This is a genomic window from Enterobacter sichuanensis (genome assembly GCF_009036245.1).
Taxonomy (GTDB): Bacteria; Pseudomonadota; Gammaproteobacteria; order Enterobacterales; family Enterobacteriaceae; genus Enterobacter; species Enterobacter sichuanensis.
This window is the reverse complement of the sequence record NZ_CP027986.1, coordinates 4281026-4297996: the sequence shown is the minus strand read 5'-3', so window position 1 is coordinate 4297996 and position 16971 is coordinate 4281026. Positions and strand designations below refer to the sequence as shown.

Sequence of the window (16971 nt, the reverse complement as noted above, 5' to 3'; positions counted from 1 at the left end):
CTCTGGGTAACTTAACTGAACGTCTAAAGATATAAACGAGGAATCAAATGGCTCGTACAACACCCATCGCACGCTACCGTAACATCGGTATCAGTGCGCACATCGACGCCGGTAAAACCACTACTACCGAACGTATTCTGTTCTACACCGGTGTAAACCACAAAATCGGTGAAGTTCATGACGGCGCAGCCACCATGGACTGGATGGAACAGGAGCAGGAGCGTGGTATCACTATCACCTCCGCAGCGACTACTGCATTCTGGTCAGGTATGGCTAAGCAGTACGAACCGCATCGCGTAAACATCATCGACACCCCAGGGCACGTTGACTTCACCATCGAAGTAGAACGTTCCATGCGTGTTCTTGACGGCGCGGTAATGGTTTATTGCGCAGTTGGTGGTGTTCAGCCACAGTCTGAAACCGTATGGCGTCAGGCGAACAAATATAAAGTTCCACGCATCGCGTTCGTTAACAAAATGGACCGTATGGGTGCTAACTTCCTGAAAGTTGTTGGCCAGATCAAAACCCGTCTGGGCGCGAACCCTGTTCCGCTGCAGCTGGCAATTGGTGCTGAAGAAGGCTTCACCGGCGTTATCGACCTGGTGAAAATGAAAGCCATCAACTGGAACGATGCAGACCAGGGCGTTACCTTCGAATACGAAGATATCCCAGCTGCAATGCAGGACCTGGCTGACGAATGGCACCAGAACCTGATCGAATCCGCTGCTGAAGCTTCTGAAGAGCTGATGGAGAAATACCTGGGTGGTGAAGAACTGACTGAAGAAGAGATCAAAAAAGCTCTGCGTCAGCGCGTTCTGAACAACGAAATCATCCTGGTAACCTGTGGTTCTGCGTTCAAGAACAAAGGTGTTCAGGCGATGCTGGATGCGGTAGTTGACTACCTGCCATCCCCGGTTGACGTTCCTGCGATCAACGGCATCCTGGACGACGGTAAAGATACTCCGGCTGAGCGTCACGCAAGCGACGAAGAGCCATTCTCTGCACTGGCGTTCAAAATTGCTACCGACCCATTCGTGGGTAACCTGACCTTCTTCCGCGTATACTCTGGTGTGGTTAACTCCGGTGACACCATCCTGAACTCCGTGAAAGCGGCGCGTGAACGTTTTGGCCGTATCGTACAGATGCACGCTAACAAACGTGAAGAGATCAAAGAAGTTCGTGCGGGCGACATCGCTGCAGCTATTGGTCTGAAAGACGTGACCACTGGTGACACCCTGTGTGACCCGGATCACCCAATCATTCTGGAGCGTATGGAATTCCCAGAGCCGGTAATCTCCATCGCAGTTGAACCAAAAACCAAAGCTGACCAGGAAAAAATGGGTCTGGCTCTGGGCCGTCTGGCGAAAGAAGACCCATCATTCCGCGTATGGACTGATGAAGAATCTAACCAGACCATCATCGCTGGTATGGGTGAACTGCACCTGGACATCATCGTTGACCGTATGAAGCGTGAATTCAACGTTGAAGCGAACGTGGGTAAACCTCAGGTTGCTTACCGCGAAGCGATTCGCGCGAAAGTTACCGATATCGAAGGTAAACACGCTAAGCAGTCTGGTGGTCGCGGTCAGTACGGTCACGTTGTGATCGACATGTACCCACTGGAGCCGGGCTCTAACCCGAAAGGTTACGAGTTCATCAACGACATCAAAGGTGGTGTAATTCCTGGCGAATACATCCCAGCCGTTGATAAAGGCATCCAGGAACAGCTGAAAGCGGGCCCTCTGGCTGGCTATCCGGTTGTTGACATGGGTATCCGTCTGCACTTCGGTTCTTACCACGACGTTGACTCCTCTGAACTGGCGTTTAAACTGGCTGCGTCTATTGCCTTTAAAGAAGGCTTTAAGAAAGCAAAACCAGTTCTGCTTGAGCCAATCATGAAGGTTGAAGTAGAAACTCCTGAAGAGAACACCGGTGACGTTATCGGTGACTTGAGCCGTCGTCGCGGTATGCTGCGTGGTCAGGAATCCGAAGTGACTGGCGTTAAGATCCACGCTGAAGTTCCGCTGTCTGAAATGTTCGGATATGCAACTCAGCTGCGTTCTCTGACCAAAGGTCGTGCATCATACACCATGGAATTCCTGAAGTATGATGATGCGCCTAACAACGTTGCTCAGGCCGTTATTGAAGCCCGTGGTAAGTAATCCACAGGATTAAAACCTAAGTCCCGTGCTCTCTCCCAAGGGGAGAGCACTATAGTAAGGAATATAGCCGTGTCTAAAGAAAAATTTGAACGTACAAAACCGCACGTCAACGTTGGTACTATCGGCCACGTTGACCATGGTAAAACTACCCTGACTGCTGCAATCACTACCGTTCTGGCTAAAACCTACGGTGGTTCTGCTCGTGCATTCGACCAGATCGATAACGCACCAGAAGAAAAAGCTCGTGGTATCACCATCAACACTTCACACGTTGAGTACGACACCCCGACTCGCCACTACGCACACGTAGACTGCCCAGGCCACGCCGACTATGTTAAAAACATGATCACCGGTGCTGCGCAGATGGACGGCGCGATCCTGGTAGTTGCTGCGACTGACGGCCCAATGCCTCAGACTCGTGAGCACATCCTGCTGGGTCGTCAGGTAGGCGTTCCTTACATCATCGTGTTCCTGAACAAGTGCGACATGGTTGATGACGAAGAGCTGCTGGAACTGGTAGAGATGGAAGTTCGTGAACTGCTGTCTCAGTACGATTTCCCAGGCGACGATACCCCAATCGTTCGTGGTTCTGCTCTGAAAGCGCTGGAAGGCGACGCAGAGTGGGAAGCGAAAATCATCGAACTGGCTGGCTTCCTGGATTCTTACATCCCAGAACCAGAGCGTGCGATTGACAAGCCATTCCTGCTGCCAATCGAAGACGTATTCTCCATCTCCGGTCGTGGTACCGTTGTTACCGGTCGTGTAGAGCGCGGTATCATCAAAGTTGGCGAAGAAGTTGAAATCGTTGGTATCAAAGAGACTGCGAAGTCTACCTGTACTGGCGTTGAAATGTTCCGCAAACTGCTGGACGAAGGCCGTGCTGGTGAGAACGTTGGTGTTCTGCTGCGTGGTATCAAACGTGAAGAAATCGAACGTGGTCAGGTTCTGGCGAAGCCAGGCTCAATCAAGCCACACACCAAGTTCGAATCTGAAGTGTACATCCTGTCCAAAGACGAAGGCGGCCGTCATACTCCGTTCTTCAAAGGCTACCGTCCACAGTTCTACTTCCGTACAACTGACGTGACCGGTACCATCGAACTGCCAGAAGGCGTTGAGATGGTAATGCCAGGCGACAACATCAAGATGGTTGTGACTCTGATCCACCCAATCGCGATGGACGACGGTCTGCGTTTCGCAATCCGTGAAGGTGGCCGTACCGTTGGCGCGGGCGTGGTTGCTAAAGTTCTGGGCTAATTATACGTTTTAATTAACGTTTTAGTCTTAAAAACCCCGAATTTATTTCGGGGTTTTTTTTATTTTTACTACATGCAAATTTAAATAAATATAAGGCGATATTATTCATTTTTATTTTGCTGGTAAGATGAGTATGCTTATTTCTTAAAACGGCTTTTGTTAGATAAACTTATTTGAGTTTGATTCCTGTGGTCATTACCTTATGGGCTGCTACATCGTTATGTAATAACCCAATGGATTAAAAACAACAGGAATGTTTAAAATGAAATTAAATCTCGCAACGAAAGCTTTATTTTGCATGGGGCTGACATGTGCTGCGCTGCCTGCATTCGCGCTCGAAGCATGGAGCGGTCAGGAAGGTGGCAGTACTTATGAAGTTATTTTCGATGGCGGTGTGTATAAGAATGCATGGTGGGTAGGCGCCTCAGATTGCCCGGGCAATGCTGCTAACGATCAGGCAAATAACCCCTGGCGTTTTGAACGCAACGCGACCGCCGCTGAAATGGATAAATACGGTAATCCTGTTACCTGTGAAACCAGTGGTGGTACGGTAACCTATCCAGCCTATAATAATAGCGTTGCTTATAAAGCGGGTGACGTTGTTAGCTATAACAATGCAACGTATAAAACCTCAATTGCGCAAAGTGCATATGGTTTTGTTCCGGGCCAGGATAATCCATGGGAAGCTTATGCGCCTGTTTCGCAGTGGTCATCTTCCACCGTTTATAATAAAGGCGATAAAGTTCAGAAAAACGGTCAGGAATATGAAGCTCTGTTTTATACCGTAGGAGACGACCCTTCGCTTGCCGCTAACCAGAACCCGACCGGTTCAAACGGCCGTCCCTGGAAACCACTGGGTGCCGTTACCACATACACTCAGGATCAGCTGAACAAGGCGCCGGTTTATAATTCCTCAACCCTATATGAAAGCGGTACGCTGATTCGCTACAACGGTGGGAATTACGTCTCGCAGGCTAAAGTACAGAAAGTCTCCCCATCTGATACCAACCCGTGGCGTGTCTTTATCGACTGGACAGGCACCAAAGAAAAAGTCGGTACGCCAACATCTGCATGGCCAACTCACGTCTATGCTCCGTATGTCGACTTTACCCTGAATGCCCAGCCAGACCTGGCAAGCCTTGCTCAGAACCAGGGCGTTAATCACTTTACGATGGCCTTCGTGGTGAGTAAGGATGCCCAAACCTGTCTGCCAACCTGGGGTACGTCCTATAACATTAACGACTACGCGCAGTACAGCAAGATTAAAGCGCTGCGTGAAGTGGGTGGTGACGTGATGGTTTCCATTGGCGGCGCCAATAATGCTCCGCTGGCGGCATCCTGTAAGAATATCGACGATCTGAAGCAGCACTACTACGACATCGTGGACAACCTGAACCTGAACGTACTGGACTTCGATATTGAAGGTACCTGGGTTGCCGATCATGATTCCATCAACCGTCGTAATGAAGCGGTGAAAGCCGTGCAGGACACCTGGAAGTCAGAAGGCCGCAAGGTCGGTATCTGGTATACCCTGCCCATTTTGCCAACCGGTTTGACCGCTGAAGGTCTTTACGTGCTGGAAGATGCGAAAGCCAAAGGTGTGGAGCTGGCAGGTGTTAACGTGATGGCGATGGACTATGGCAACAGCATCTGTCAGTCCGACGGTACTGAAGGCCAGAACATACATGGCAAGTGCGCCACATCGGCCATTGAAAACCTGTTCAGCCAGCTGAAGCAGATCTTCACCGAGAAGAGCGATGCTGAAATCAACGCGATGATGGGTACCACCCCAATGATCGGTTATAACGATGTTCAGGGTGAAGTGTTCTATATGTCTGATGCGAACCTGGTGATGCAGGATGCCACAGAGCGTGGTCTGGGCATGATTGGTATCTGGTCTATGATGCGCGACCAGTCGGGTGTGCCGAAGCAGGTTTCTCCTGAACACAGCGGTCTGACCGAGCAGCAGGCGTCTAAGTATGCTTTCAGTGAGGTGTTTGCGCCGTTTACGAAGAGCGATGCGGCAGGCGATCTGCCTGGTGACGTCAAAGCTGTTTTTGTAGACGTATTTGATGGCAAAAATCACCTGATTATGAACGTTGATAGCACCAGGCTTAGTGGTTCAAATAGTTATCGCGTTGAAGTTGATGGCAAATACCTTTTTTCAACGGAAGGTGCGAGCATAAAAAATGCCGTCAAGTATAACTATGGCGCGCAGACTGCCGTACGCACCGGAGATGTAAGCTCGATTCTTCATGCAGGCTCTTTGGTTACAGTTAAACGTACCAGTCCTGATAATGCCGTTTTGGCTACATTGACTGTTACTGAGGATATGCTTAAGGGAAACAATCCGTTAGTAAACAGCTCTGATGTTATCTCACTGTCGGTGAAGAAAGAGAAAGGCATCCCAATGGTTTATGTTGATTTTGCTGCGGACAAAGTCGCTTCAGGAACTAATAGCGCTTACGTTGTTAAAGTCATGGGGGATGAAAAGAACGGTAACTACGTATTTAGCTGCGAGAATGGTAGTTGCTTCTACTCTTCGAAATCCACCCATGACGGCGTCACTACCGTTAAGTCAGATGAGCGCGATATTTCGGTTGGAGAAACCGTGGTTGTGGAACGTAGTGCTCCTAATCCAGCGACAATTGCCAAAGTTGTTGTGACGGAAGATATGCTTAAATAAATGAAATAGATATTTAATCTTTAAATTAGCCTGAGCCAGATGTGTTATTTGGCTCAGGTTTTTTAATCCTGCGCATTTTCCTGTCGTTAATGCTTCCGCAGTAAGTGACGATTAACGGAGGCGCTTGTTAATGAGCAGCAGGTACATTTCTTTTTCATACCATTGAATTGAGAACAATAATCATTTATGCTGAAGGTGTTCATGGTTCGGGAGTGCATATGTACATCTGTTTGTGTAATGGCGTTAGCGATAAAAAAATCCGTCAGGCTGTGCGTCAGTTTCAGCCACAATCCTTTCAACAATTACGCAAGTTTATTCCCATTGGAAATCAATGTGGTAAATGTGTTCGTGCTGCACGGGAAGTTATGCAAGACGAGTTAATGCAAATGCCGGAATTTAAAGAGATCGCCTGAACGACGCTCTTTTTTTTGACATCTCCGTAGCCCCATCTACGCTCTAAGTGTGGAAGCGGAGGGACTATATAATGAAAGGTGATGTTAAAATCATAAGTTATCTCAATAAATTATTGGGAAATGAGCTTGTCGCAATTAACCAGTATTTTCTCCATGCGAGAATGTTCAAAAACTGGGGTCTTAAGCGTCTGAATGACGTTGAATATCATGAATCTATCGACGAGATGAAGCACGCCGATAAGTATATTGAGCGTATCCTTTTCCTCGAAGGTATCCCAAATCTGCAGGATCTTGGCAAACTGGGCATTGGTGAAGATGTCGAGGAGATGCTGCGTTCCGACCTCAGGCTGGAACTTGAAGGCGCTAAAGATCTCCGGGAAGCTATCGCCTATGCCGACAGCGTTCATGATTACGTGAGTCGTGACATGATGATTGAGATTCTGGCAGATGAAGAGGGCCATATCGACTGGCTGGAGACCGAGTTAGATCTTATCCAGAAACTGGGTATCCAGAACTATCTGCAGGCGCAAATTCGCGAAGAAGAGTAACGATTGCAGGAAGGTGTTACACCTTCCTGTTTACTTACAGGGTTAGCCAGCAGAAGTAACCCCAGCCGCTCAACGCGAGCGCAGGACCGAATGGGAGGGCGCCCGTGAATCGTCTGTTTTTGAACCACAACACCAGCCCACATAAAATCCCAATTATGGACGCCACATAAAGGATTACCGACAGACTTTGCCACCCGGTCCAGGCGCCTGCCGCCGCCAGCAGTTTGAAATCGCCGTAGCCGATCCCCTCTTTGTGCCATATCAGCCAGACGATCCAGTAAAGCAGCCACAGGCTGAGGTAGCCCGCCACGGCACCCAGAACGGCATCTTCACAGGGAATGAGACCTGTCATAAGGTTAAACAGCAATCCAAGCCACAATAAGGGCAGGGTCAGTTTATCGGGCAGTAATAAGTGCTGCGCATCGATGACGCTAAGCGCCAGCGCGAACCAGAAGTAGAGTAAAAGAGCTGAAACAAGCATCAGATTATCAGGGTGAAGGGCGTAGCAGAGAGGGGCCATAACCGCGCAACTCGCTTCGAGCAACGGGTAACGCCCGGAGACAGCGTGTCCACAATGTCGGCATTTTCCCTTCAGATGCAGCCAGCTGTAGAGGGGGATATTGTCATGCCACACCAGAGGTATGCGACAGTGGCAGCAGTGTGACGCCGGCCACCATAAATTTAAGCGGGAAGCGGCGCCGTCAGTGTTGGTCTGTGCGATCATTATCGGTAGCCGCCAGGTGACCATCCCCATGGTGCTGCCTGCCAGTAAGCCAATAACCAGAAAGAGCAGGGCAAGCATACTATCCATTTCGCTTCACCCCGATGGTCAGACGCGTGAGAATAATCGAATCCGCTTTTTGGGGACTGGCATGGAATTCCAGGTCCACAACGCGCAGGCCGTAACTGAGCTGTATCTCCTCGAGCCAGCGCATGAAGCTCTCCATTTCTATGTCGGTGGCGAAGACGCTCAACTCACCTGCGTTTCCCTGCTGTACCGTCGCGACCAGATTCGCTTTTTTGAGGCTATTCCTGACGAGATCCCCCGGTTTACCTGGCGGTTTTTTTTCGGGTAAAAGACCCGCAGCGGTAACCTGTTTGCTGAACCATGCCGCGTCGTTACGTAAACGTTCACAACGCGACTGCAGTGTATTAATTGTCTGGTCGAGTGGCTGATAGAGGCCAAACCAGAAAAGTATTATCAGGCTACATGCTCCCAGCGTCATGATGAGCCGTTGCTCATTGAGCGGTTTTTGTCTGAAACTGTTCAGCGCAGATTTAATCATTGCGTAACGTCCACTTTCCCTGTTCGTGTTTGTCGATCGTCAAAGAAAATCCTAAGGTGTTCTCTTTGATAAATTGCTGTATCTGGTTTTCCTCAGCGGCATAAAGAAAAAGTCGCAGGGATTTTTGCTGCGGGTTATAGCTCACCCCCTCGAGCGCGATGTCGGGGAAACGGGCCAGACTGGACTGCAGACGAAGCAGAAGCATTAACGGCGCGGGTGAACGCTGCCGTAACTGTTCTGGAAGATAGGAACGCAGATTATTGCTGTGCCGGTTCTCGGGAATGTAGCGTTGCCACTGTTGAGCCAGATTGCCCTTCAGCTGTATTTCCCGCTGCTGAAGTTGCCACCAGGAGAATAGCTGAGTCAGTAGCGCGACTGCCGCTGTCAGAACAACACAGCAAAGGGCGATACGTTTCAGGCGCGATGTCCAGGGGGAAAACGCCACAGGGGGAAGAACGCTGTCATGCAGTAGATTTGCGGTCTCCCTTTGCGGATAAAGCGACATGATGTGGCATTCCGGTTTTCCTGACGCGTTTGCACAGGGAGCGGATAACTCACCGTAGTGTGTAAGCTGTCGGGGAGGGAAGTGCTGCAGGAGGTGAGTTAACCAGGCGCCTGTCAGGCGCGAAACGTAATTTTCGTGCGTCCTGACAAGCCAGGTGTCATCCTCTTTCAGCACCGCCCAGCCGTTTTCCACGTTGGGTAAACAGAGCACATCCAGGGTTGCATGCGTCACGTTTAATCCGCAGGCACTGAGTGCAGCGAGTTCTTCCTCCAGCCACACTTTCTCCACCCCGACAACAGTGAGTGTCGTTCCTGCGCGTGACAGCAACGTCCAGTGGAGAGCGGGAGCATCCTCATCGAGCGTCTCATCGGCAAGCCAGTGCAACTGCCGATCGGACAGGACGTCCTTTTCATCGAGAACGGTCAGTGTGCGGCAGGTTGCCTTCTCAACCGGAATGAGCAGATGCGTTACCCGGGATGCAGAAATCCCTGAAAGCTCAGCGAGCTTTTCGCGTGGCAGGGAGTGAATTTCTCCATGGCCGCCGCCGTCAAAAAGGGTCCATTCCACCGGCAACGTTGGCTCGCTGTTCAGGCGGATGAGCAGCCGGGCAGTGTCAGGTGGCGTTTTACTCGTCATGTTCGCCGTCCGTAAGCTGGCGCAGATAGATGCCAATGGTTTTCTTCTTGTCGTCATAATAAAAAAAGGTTTTCATCCCTGAGCTCAGTTCGCCTTCTCGTGCGCTCGACGTGGTCACAAAATAATGGCTGATGACGGTCAGGTATTTTTTAAGCGTGTCCACACGTGCTTTGGCCGCGCTGTGATCCTGTTGAGCCTGATAAAGAAAGGCATCGACCGTTTTCCAGCCTTCCCGGGGGCGTTTTTTGAGTAAGGCTGTTGCATCCGATGTGCTGATATCGTTCAGAAAAAGGGCTGCCAGCAGCGGGGCCTGCGCTTCGGTGAGGCTATTGATGTTGATGTTTAACTCGCTGCTGAAGGCAGTACAGACAAAAGGCGCGAGTTTCTGCCAGAGGGGGCCCGTCATCCCTTTGATCGTGCGGATCTCCGCCGGTAAAAAGATCATTTGGTTTGCCGTCAGGGAGTGAATGCCGTTTTGCAGGTAATATTCATCTTCGGCCCCTTTCAGCCGGGGGGATGTGTCGGCGTCGATGTAATCTGCAGTGGACTGGATTATCTCTTCAGCGCGGTTTTTTTCCGCGCCCAGCTGATCCAGCAGCGCCTGAAACACGCTGATTTCGTAGGGAGGCGTAGCCATGCCTTCAACGGGAGCGTTTTCCAGGGCATTGAGATTGAAGCACTGTTGTCGATCCTCCGTACGCCAGCTGACGGTGGTATCCGCGTCCAGATCGGCCTTGCCGTTTAACCTTTCATCATCATGCTTTAACACGCCAGCGGTGGCTTCCCCTTCGGCATAAAGCAGGGCATATTTTGCCTGCACGCTGGCGTTGGTACGCCGGCTACGCTGAAGCTGGGTCTGGAAGCTAAGGGTCATTTCAGCCGCGAGCGCCGCCATCAGCGCAAGAATCATCAACACAATCAACAGCGCAGCGCCTTTCTGAGGATTCATTTTTTATCCTCACGGCGCTGGCCGGTTTGCTGTTTCTCCGGAACCCATCCAGGCAAAATAAAAACACGACGAACGCTTTCACGGTTTTCGCGCTCCAGCGTAATGGCAACGGTGGCTGACGCCGTATTGCCCTCGCCAGCGAGCAGTACAGAGGCAAAACGGGTGATATTCGTCAGCAGGGCACGCGCGGGCTTGTCCTCTTTTCCGTCAGGAGAGTAGCGCACAGCACGATACAAGGTCCCGTCCAGGACGTACCAATGTACGGTCGTGAGTACGAAAGCGGCTTCGAAAGGGGTAGTCGTGTCCCGCATCTGGGTGCTGAAGAGCAACTCATCGGTTCCACTTGCAAAGGTCTGGTGAGTCTGGCGATTTTTGCGCGGGACGTATTGCATCAGATCATTTTCCAGCAGCAGAAGGGTGTACTGCAGGGCATGAAAATCACTGGCCAGCTTTTGGGCGCGCTGATGTTGCTCAGATGCCTGAGAAAAGACCATTGAGGCGAGGAAGCTGAGGACCGAGAAAATCGCGATAGCCAGCATGACTTCCAGAAGCGTAAAGCCTCTCTGATGATTAGTCATGTTTCGCCTCTTGCTTCTCTTGTACCGGGCTCCAGGCATAAAGCTTCACCGTTTTACCCCGGGAGGATGTCACGGTAATGTAGTTCAGGGCGGCAGAGGGTACGCCGGTGAGCGTCCAGGTAAAGGCGTTTCCCTGCTGGGAGGACTCTCCTTGCTCCGTGGCGGAAAGGACGGCGTGCGTTTTGATTAACTGATTATCCGCCACCCACAGCGCAAGCGTCTCCTGCTCCAGGGTCTCCAGAGCGGAGAGTTGCCACTGCATGCTGGTGACTAACGCCGTTACCGCCGAGGCAAAGATGGCCATGGCCAGTAACACCTCAAGCAGGAGCATTCCACTTTGCGCTTTCATTGCGCCACCTTTAGCGGAGTGATATCCAGCGGCAGAGAGCCCGTGCAGCGCACATGCAACAATTTTTCACCGTTTGCATTTCTGAATAACAGCGTGAAGGGCGTTATCTGGCCATCAGGCAGAACGATAATCTGCGGTGTATCGCCCTGTGGCGAGGGGGTAAGCTCGGGCCGCGCTGGGCCATCCCATGCTCCCTGAAGCGGCAAGTTATCGTCACGCTGGATTGCCTCCCACTGCCAGCCAGTACGTGCGCGTTTCTGTGGAACGTAGAGTAACCACCCTTCTTCAGACACCAGCAGGGCAACCGCATGTTTTTCCAGCAGCGCCAGATCGGCAGCATACTCAACGGTTTGTTTGAACATGTCGACACGCTGACGTAGCTTTCCGCTCACGCTTAAACGTTCACTTTGCATGGCCGTCACGCCTGCGACGGCCGCCGCGAGAATGACAATCACCAGCATCACCTCCAGCAAGGTAAATCCCTTTTCCTGAGCCATGTTCAGCGCGATTTTTTGTCGTTATCCCAGTTGTTAATGTCATCCGCCGTATCGATTTCACCATCCGGACCGGTTGAGCTGATATCGATAGCACCATGTTCACCCGGGCTTATCAGGACATACTCATTGCCCCACGGATCCGCGGGAAGACGGCGAATATAACCTTCGGGATTGTAATTTTCCGCGAGCGGCGCGAGCGTCGGGGCCACAACCAGTGCGTCCAGACCCTGGTCTGTTGTGGGATAACGATGGTTATCCAGCTTGTACATATCCAGCGCATTTTCGAGAGCGACTATGTCGCTGACCGCTTTTTGCCGGTCCGCACGATCTTTGTTGCCCATCAGATTGGGCACCACCAGGCTCGCCAGAACGCCCAGAATGACAATGACCACCATAAGCTCCATCAGGGTAAAACCGCGTTGCGTTTTAAACGTTTGTCTTTCCATAGCCTTTCCTCAGTTCATCAATGAGTTGAGTTGTAAAATGGGTTGCATGACCGCCACCACGATAAACAGAACGATGGCGGCCATGACGACAATCAGCGCCGGTTCAAAAATCGCCAGCGTCAGGGTGATGCGGTTCTGTAACCGGACGTCCTGGTTATCCGCTGCTCTTTGCATGAGTTCTCCGAGCTGACCGCTTTTTTCCCCGGAAGCGATCATGTACAGCATCATTGGCGGGAAAATGGCGGTTTTCTCAAGAGACTGGCTCACGCTGTTTCCCTGGCGTACGCGCTCAGCGGCGTCACTCAGTCGCTGCCGTATCTCCTGGTTACCCACGCCTTCCGCTGAAAGTGACATCCCCTGCAGCAACGGCACGCCGCTGGCGTTGAGGATGCTGAGGGCGCGTAAGTACCGGGCGCTGTCAATAGCGCAGACCAGTGGTGCAGTAGCGCGAAAGTGAATCAACAGACGATGAAACCGGTGGCGGTTGCCTTCTCGCTTCAGCCAGTATGAAAACAGGCCACCACCCACAAAGAGCAGACCTAAAATCCCCGGACCGTAGACCGACAAAAAGTCGCTGATCGCGAGCAGTATCCGGGTCGTGAGTGGCAGTTCGTGTTTGAGATGAATAAACTGTGCCGCGACGTTGGGCACGACGGCGGTGAGTAAAATCACCACCACCACAATGGCGACGATGGTCAGCAGGGAGGGGTAGATCAGCGCCTGCATCAGTTTGCTATGCATTCGCTGGCGGGCTTCATTAAAATCAGCCAGCCTTTCCAGTACGGCGCCAGCCTTGCCTACCGCTTCACCTGCTTTTACCAGCGTGCAATACACCGTATCAAAGACCCGGGGGTGCTGTTGCATTGCGCTGGAGAGTGACTGTCCTTCAAGCACAGCCTGACGAAGCAAGCCGATCACGCCGATAAGATTCTTGTTCTCTTTCTGCTGCTGAATGGCGGCGAGTGCTTCATCCAGCGGCAGAGCCGCAGCCATCAATGTGGCAAGCTGACGCGTAAAAAGTGTCAATTCGTCATGACTTACCCGTGCCGGTGACCATCGTACTGTCAGCTTGCGCCGCTGCTGTTTGATGGACTGCGGCAACAGGGACTGACTTCGCAGTTGGGCGACCAACTCCCGCTCGGAGCCAACATCACTCACGCCAGTATGGCGATTTCCTCTGGGGTCCGTGGCTACCCAGCGAAATTTCATTCACCTTGCTCCGCTGATATCTGCCCTTCGGACGTAACGCGCAGCACCTCCTGCAGTGAGGTCAACCCTTGCGCGGCTGCTCGCAATCCGTTTGCCAGTAAGCTGCGATGGTTCTGGCGCTGGAGCTGTTCAAGCTGTTGCTCGTTGACCTCAGCGTGTACGGCCTGGCGAATTTCAGGCGTCATCACGAAGAGTTCATGAATAGCCAGGCGGCCCTGATAGCCGCTCTGACGGCAGGCCGGGCACCCAGCGGCTTGCCAGAGTTGCGTCGCGGTGACCCCCTCAGCAACGAGTAGTTGATGTTGTTGAGCGGTGAGAGGATGCGGTGTTTTGCACTGATGACACAGTCGCCTGACCAGGCGCTGTGCGATCACGCCGACAAGCGATGAGGAGAGCAGGAAAGATTCCGTGCCCATATCCCGCAGGCGGGTCACCGCACCGCTGGCGCTGTTGGTATGGAGGGTTGAAAGAACAAGGTGCCCGGTCAGCGAGGCCTGAACCGCGATCTGAGCCGTTTCAGCATCGCGGATCTCACCGACCATCACCACGTCAGGGTCCTGACGTAAAATCGCGCGTAATCCGCGGGCAAAAGACATATCCACGCGGCTATTTACCTGTGTCTGACCGATGCCTTCCAGCTCGTACTCAATTGGGTCTTCGACGGTAATTACGTTACGTTCCGGACTATTTAGGGCGGAGAGAAGAGCATACAGCGTGGTACTTTTTCCGGAGCCGGTGGGGCCTGTGACCAGAATAATGCCGTGCGGCAGGGCGATAAGGTGCCGGAGATCGCGCATGTCCTCTTCAGACATATCCAGCTTATCAATAGAGAGCCGCAGACTGCTTTTATCCAGCAGACGTAAAACAACCCGTTCGCCGTGCTGTGAGGGCAGCGTAGAGACACGAACATCCACGTTGCGATGACCAATTTTTAAGGTGATACGGCCGTCCTGAGGCAGTCTCTTTTCGGCAATATCCAGTTTGGCCATAATTTTAATACGGGAGATGAGCAGCGCGGCCAGCTTTTTATTGGGTTGAACCACCGGACGCAATACTCCGTCCACCCGAAAGCGGATACTCATCGTTGTTTCAAAGACTTCAATATGAATATCCGACGCGTGCTCCTTAAGCGCTTCGCTAAGCACCGCATTAATCAGCCGGATCACTGGCGCGTCGGACTGCTCGTTGAGCAGGTCTTCATTCGTGGGGATCTCATCGGAAAGCGCACTCAGATCGTCCGAATTATTCATATCTTCGGCAATAAGCTGGGCTGAACCACCAGAAGGTTGATAGAGCTGCTCCAGCTTTTCCGTAAACTGTTGCGAAGCGAGCCGGGTAAACTGCGTGCAGTCGCGGGCCATGGAGGCAACCTCAAGCATATGCTCAAGCGTGGTGCTGGTCGTGTAGAACAGTTCCTGCTTCTGAATGGCAATGCTATAGCGTTGTGCTTTTTTCCAGGCAAGCGGGCTCACTTCGCTTCACCCCCGCTGAAAGGGTTTTTAGCGGCAGGCATTGCAGGCGTGTTATTAAACGCCCGGTCATCCAGCGTTTCGATATCATCTACATTAATGAGTTTGCCGCTGCGCTGGTCGCTTCTCTCTTTCTGCATCTCTTTGAAGCCCGTGTATTTATCCCGTGACAGCGAGCGATACACCTCGTCATCCCGGATAATGGTCGGGCGGATAAAGACCATCAGATTGCGTTTGCTTTTTTCATTTGAGGTGTAACGGAAAAGTTGCCCAATCAGGGGAATGTCACCCAGCAGAGGGACTTTGGAGACTTCCTGTTTACTTGCGTCATCCATTAAACCGCCAAGCACGACGGTTTCACCGCTCTTCACCAGTACGGCATTCTGAATGGTGCGGGTATTGAATGTCGGCCCAAGTGATGAGGAGGTGGCAGACGTGTCGACGCTGGATACCTCTTGCTCGATCTCCATCAGCACCGAATCGCCCTCATTAATCTGCGGGGTGACTTTCAGCTTGGTGCCAACTGTTTTACGTTCGACGGTGCTGTAAATATTATCGCCAGAGGTGGTCTGGGAGCCGGAAAGTACGGGAACATCCTGGCCCACGTTAAACGCGGCTTCTTTGTTATCGAGGGTGACGATGCTGGGTGTCGAGAGAATATCGTTTTTGTTGTCGGTATTCAGAGCTGTCAGCAGCACGCCCCAGTCGCCATTAAAGAAGCCTGCCGCGAGACCGTTATAATTTTTAAAGAGGTCGTATGCCGGATTGTCGCTGGTAATACCGCCCTGAGCTTTAAATTCGCTGATACCTTGCGCGGCGTTAAAGATAGGGAGACCGGTTTTGGTAAACTGCTGAGCGCCCACGTTTTTATTAGCCCACTGCACGCCCAGATTCAGCCCTTTGCCGTCCTGCACTTCTACGATGATGGCTTCAACCAGAACCTGCGCCCGTCGGATGTCCAGTTTCGCGATGACCTCATCCAGTTGCTGAAGAATCCCTTGGTCGGCGGTGACCACCAGGGAGTTCGTCTGTTCGTCGGCAGTAATGGATATACCATTGCCGCTGCTGCTGGTGGTTTTCGCGGCGCCGTTTTTCTCCTCGGTCAATTTTTGTGTGACACCCGTCAGGACCTCGACAAGTTTGTCCGCCTTGGCATATTTCAGATACCAGACGCGTGTATTGCCTTGCCCCTGCTCTTGCGTGTCGAGACGCGAAATGAGCTGTTGGATCCGCGCCCGTGCGCGGTCTGAACCGCTGATAATGAGGGCATTCGTTCTTTTGTCGGCAACGACTCGCGTCTGGAGTGTGGCAGGTTGGGCCTCTTTTCCGCTCTCGCGCGCCAGGTCATTGAGCACGTCGGCCAGATCGCTGGCCGAGGCGTATTTCAGCGGGATGACCTGCTCTTTTTTATCGCCCATCACATCGACACGTTTAACGACTTCCAGCAGACGATTAACGGTTGATGCCTTGCCGGTGATGATCAGCGTATTTGAGGGTTCATAATGCACAACGTTACCCACGTTCCCGCCATCCAGCATCTGACGCAGCAGCGGGGATAACGCCCGTGCGGGAACATTTTCCAGCGAAACAATACGCGTCACCAGTTCATCCCCTCTGCCGGGCATGGATCCATTCGTGAGTTTTCCCGGCAGGGTCTTCACTTTTTCAGAACGAACCACTTTCAGTAAGCCATTATCAAGGCTTATAAGTGAAAAGCCATACAGGTCGAGGACGCTCAGGAAAAACTGGTAATATTCCTCTTCATTAAATGTATCTGCACTTCTGACGGAAATCGTCGCTTTAACGTCGGGGTCAATAAGAATGTTTTTCCCCATGTTTTGGCCCACAATGCTGACAAAGGTTCGAATATCCGCCTCATTAAAGTTTGCGGTGTAGTCAGCGGGATATCCGGGTTTCGCGGCAAAGGCGAGCAGAAAGAGCAGCGAAAGGGCACTCTTTTTCCGGACAGAGGGCATCCTTACCA

The 16971-nt window shown here is 52.0% G+C and carries 16 protein-coding genes; 5 read left to right on the top strand and 11 right to left on the bottom strand.

All coding sequences use genetic code 11. From position 1 onward, the window contains the following. Positions 1–47 precede the first annotated feature (47 nt). From fusA to bfr, 5 genes are all read left to right on the top strand, one after another. Positions 48–2162, top strand: coding sequence for an elongation factor G (fusA, locus tag C1N69_RS20885; RefSeq protein ID WP_021242224.1), 2115 nt, complete (start codon positions 48–50; stop codon positions 2160–2162). Between the two features lie 69 nt (positions 2163–2231). Then, complete coding sequence (tuf, locus tag C1N69_RS20880) at positions 2232–3416, top strand: elongation factor Tu (protein WP_014830236.1); 1185 nt, start codon at positions 2232–2234, stop codon at positions 3414–3416. Positions 3417–3678: 262 nt separating this feature from the next. Further along, positions 3679–6102, top strand: coding sequence for a glycosyl hydrolase family 18 protein (locus tag C1N69_RS20875; protein ID WP_155031813.1), 2424 nt, complete (start codon positions 3679–3681; stop codon positions 6100–6102). A 218-nt stretch (positions 6103–6320) separates the two neighbouring features. Then, positions 6321–6515 carry a bacterioferritin-associated ferredoxin gene (bfd, locus tag C1N69_RS20870; RefSeq protein ID WP_025759243.1) on the top strand — a complete coding sequence of 65 codons (195 nt, stop codon included), beginning with the start codon at positions 6321–6323 and terminating at the stop codon, positions 6513–6515. Between the two features lie 71 nt (positions 6516–6586). After that, a complete protein-coding gene (gene bfr, locus C1N69_RS20865; protein WP_025759242.1) occupies positions 6587–7063 on the top strand; it encodes a bacterioferritin in 477 nt (158 codons plus the stop codon). Positions 7064–7097: 34 nt separating this feature from the next. Here the strand turns inward: bfr and C1N69_RS23090 are convergent, their stop codons facing one another. Genes C1N69_RS23090 through gspD form a run of 11 tightly spaced genes read right to left on the bottom strand, consistent with a single transcriptional unit; the run spans position 7098 to position 16963 of the window. After that, the gene (locus tag C1N69_RS23090) at positions 7098–7874 is read right to left on the bottom strand and encodes a prepilin peptidase (RefSeq protein ID WP_275544598.1); all 777 of its coding nucleotides are present in this window, start codon (positions 7872–7874) and stop codon (positions 7098–7100) included. Continuing rightward, positions 7867–8349 carry a type II secretion system protein GspM gene (gene gspM / locus C1N69_RS20855; protein ID WP_155031812.1) on the bottom strand — a complete coding sequence of 161 codons (483 nt, stop codon included), beginning with the start codon at positions 8347–8349 and terminating at the stop codon, positions 7867–7869. The genes C1N69_RS23090 and gspM overlap by 8 nt, the downstream gene beginning before the upstream one ends. Further along, entirely contained in the window at positions 8342–9490 is a 1149-nt protein-coding gene (gspL, locus tag C1N69_RS20850) for a type II secretion system protein GspL (RefSeq protein WP_161599388.1), read from the bottom strand. Before gspL ends, gspM begins: the two co-directional genes overlap by 8 nt. Further along, entirely contained in the window at positions 9480–10439 is a 960-nt protein-coding gene (gspK, locus tag C1N69_RS20845; RefSeq protein ID WP_155031810.1) for a type II secretion system minor pseudopilin GspK, read from the bottom strand. The genes gspL and gspK overlap by 11 nt, the downstream gene beginning before the upstream one ends. After that, the gene (locus C1N69_RS20840) at positions 10436–11017 is read right to left on the bottom strand and encodes a PulJ/GspJ family protein (RefSeq protein ID WP_072049161.1); all 582 of its coding nucleotides are present in this window, start codon (positions 11015–11017) and stop codon (positions 10436–10438) included. Before C1N69_RS20840 ends, gspK begins: the two co-directional genes overlap by 4 nt. Next, positions 11010–11366 carry a type II secretion system minor pseudopilin GspI gene (gspI, locus tag C1N69_RS20835; RefSeq protein ID WP_155031809.1) on the bottom strand — a complete coding sequence of 119 codons (357 nt, stop codon included), beginning with the start codon at positions 11364–11366 and terminating at the stop codon, positions 11010–11012. The genes C1N69_RS20840 and gspI overlap by 8 nt, the downstream gene beginning before the upstream one ends. Beyond that, entirely contained in the window at positions 11363–11863 is a 501-nt protein-coding gene (locus C1N69_RS20830; RefSeq protein WP_155031808.1) for a type II secretion system protein, read from the bottom strand. Before C1N69_RS20830 ends, gspI begins: the two co-directional genes overlap by 4 nt. A 2-nt stretch (positions 11864–11865) precedes the next feature. Beyond that, the gene (gene gspG / locus C1N69_RS20825) at positions 11866–12309 is read right to left on the bottom strand and encodes a type II secretion system major pseudopilin GspG (RefSeq protein ID WP_155031807.1); all 444 of its coding nucleotides are present in this window, start codon (positions 12307–12309) and stop codon (positions 11866–11868) included. Positions 12310–12318: 9 nt separating this feature from the next. After that, a complete protein-coding gene (gspF, locus tag C1N69_RS20820) occupies positions 12319–13518 on the bottom strand; it encodes a type II secretion system inner membrane protein GspF (protein ID WP_155031806.1) in 1200 nt (399 codons plus the stop codon). Then, positions 13515–14990 carry a type II secretion system ATPase GspE gene (gspE, locus tag C1N69_RS20815; protein WP_155031805.1) on the bottom strand — a complete coding sequence of 492 codons (1476 nt, stop codon included), beginning with the start codon at positions 14988–14990 and terminating at the stop codon, positions 13515–13517. The genes gspF and gspE overlap by 4 nt, the downstream gene beginning before the upstream one ends. After that, positions 14987–16963 (bottom strand): type II secretion system secretin GspD, encoded by a 1977-nt coding sequence (gene gspD, locus C1N69_RS20810; RefSeq protein ID WP_155031953.1) that lies wholly within the window; start codon positions 16961–16963, stop codon positions 14987–14989. Before gspD ends, gspE begins: the two co-directional genes overlap by 4 nt. Positions 16964–16971: the final 8 nt, after the last annotated feature.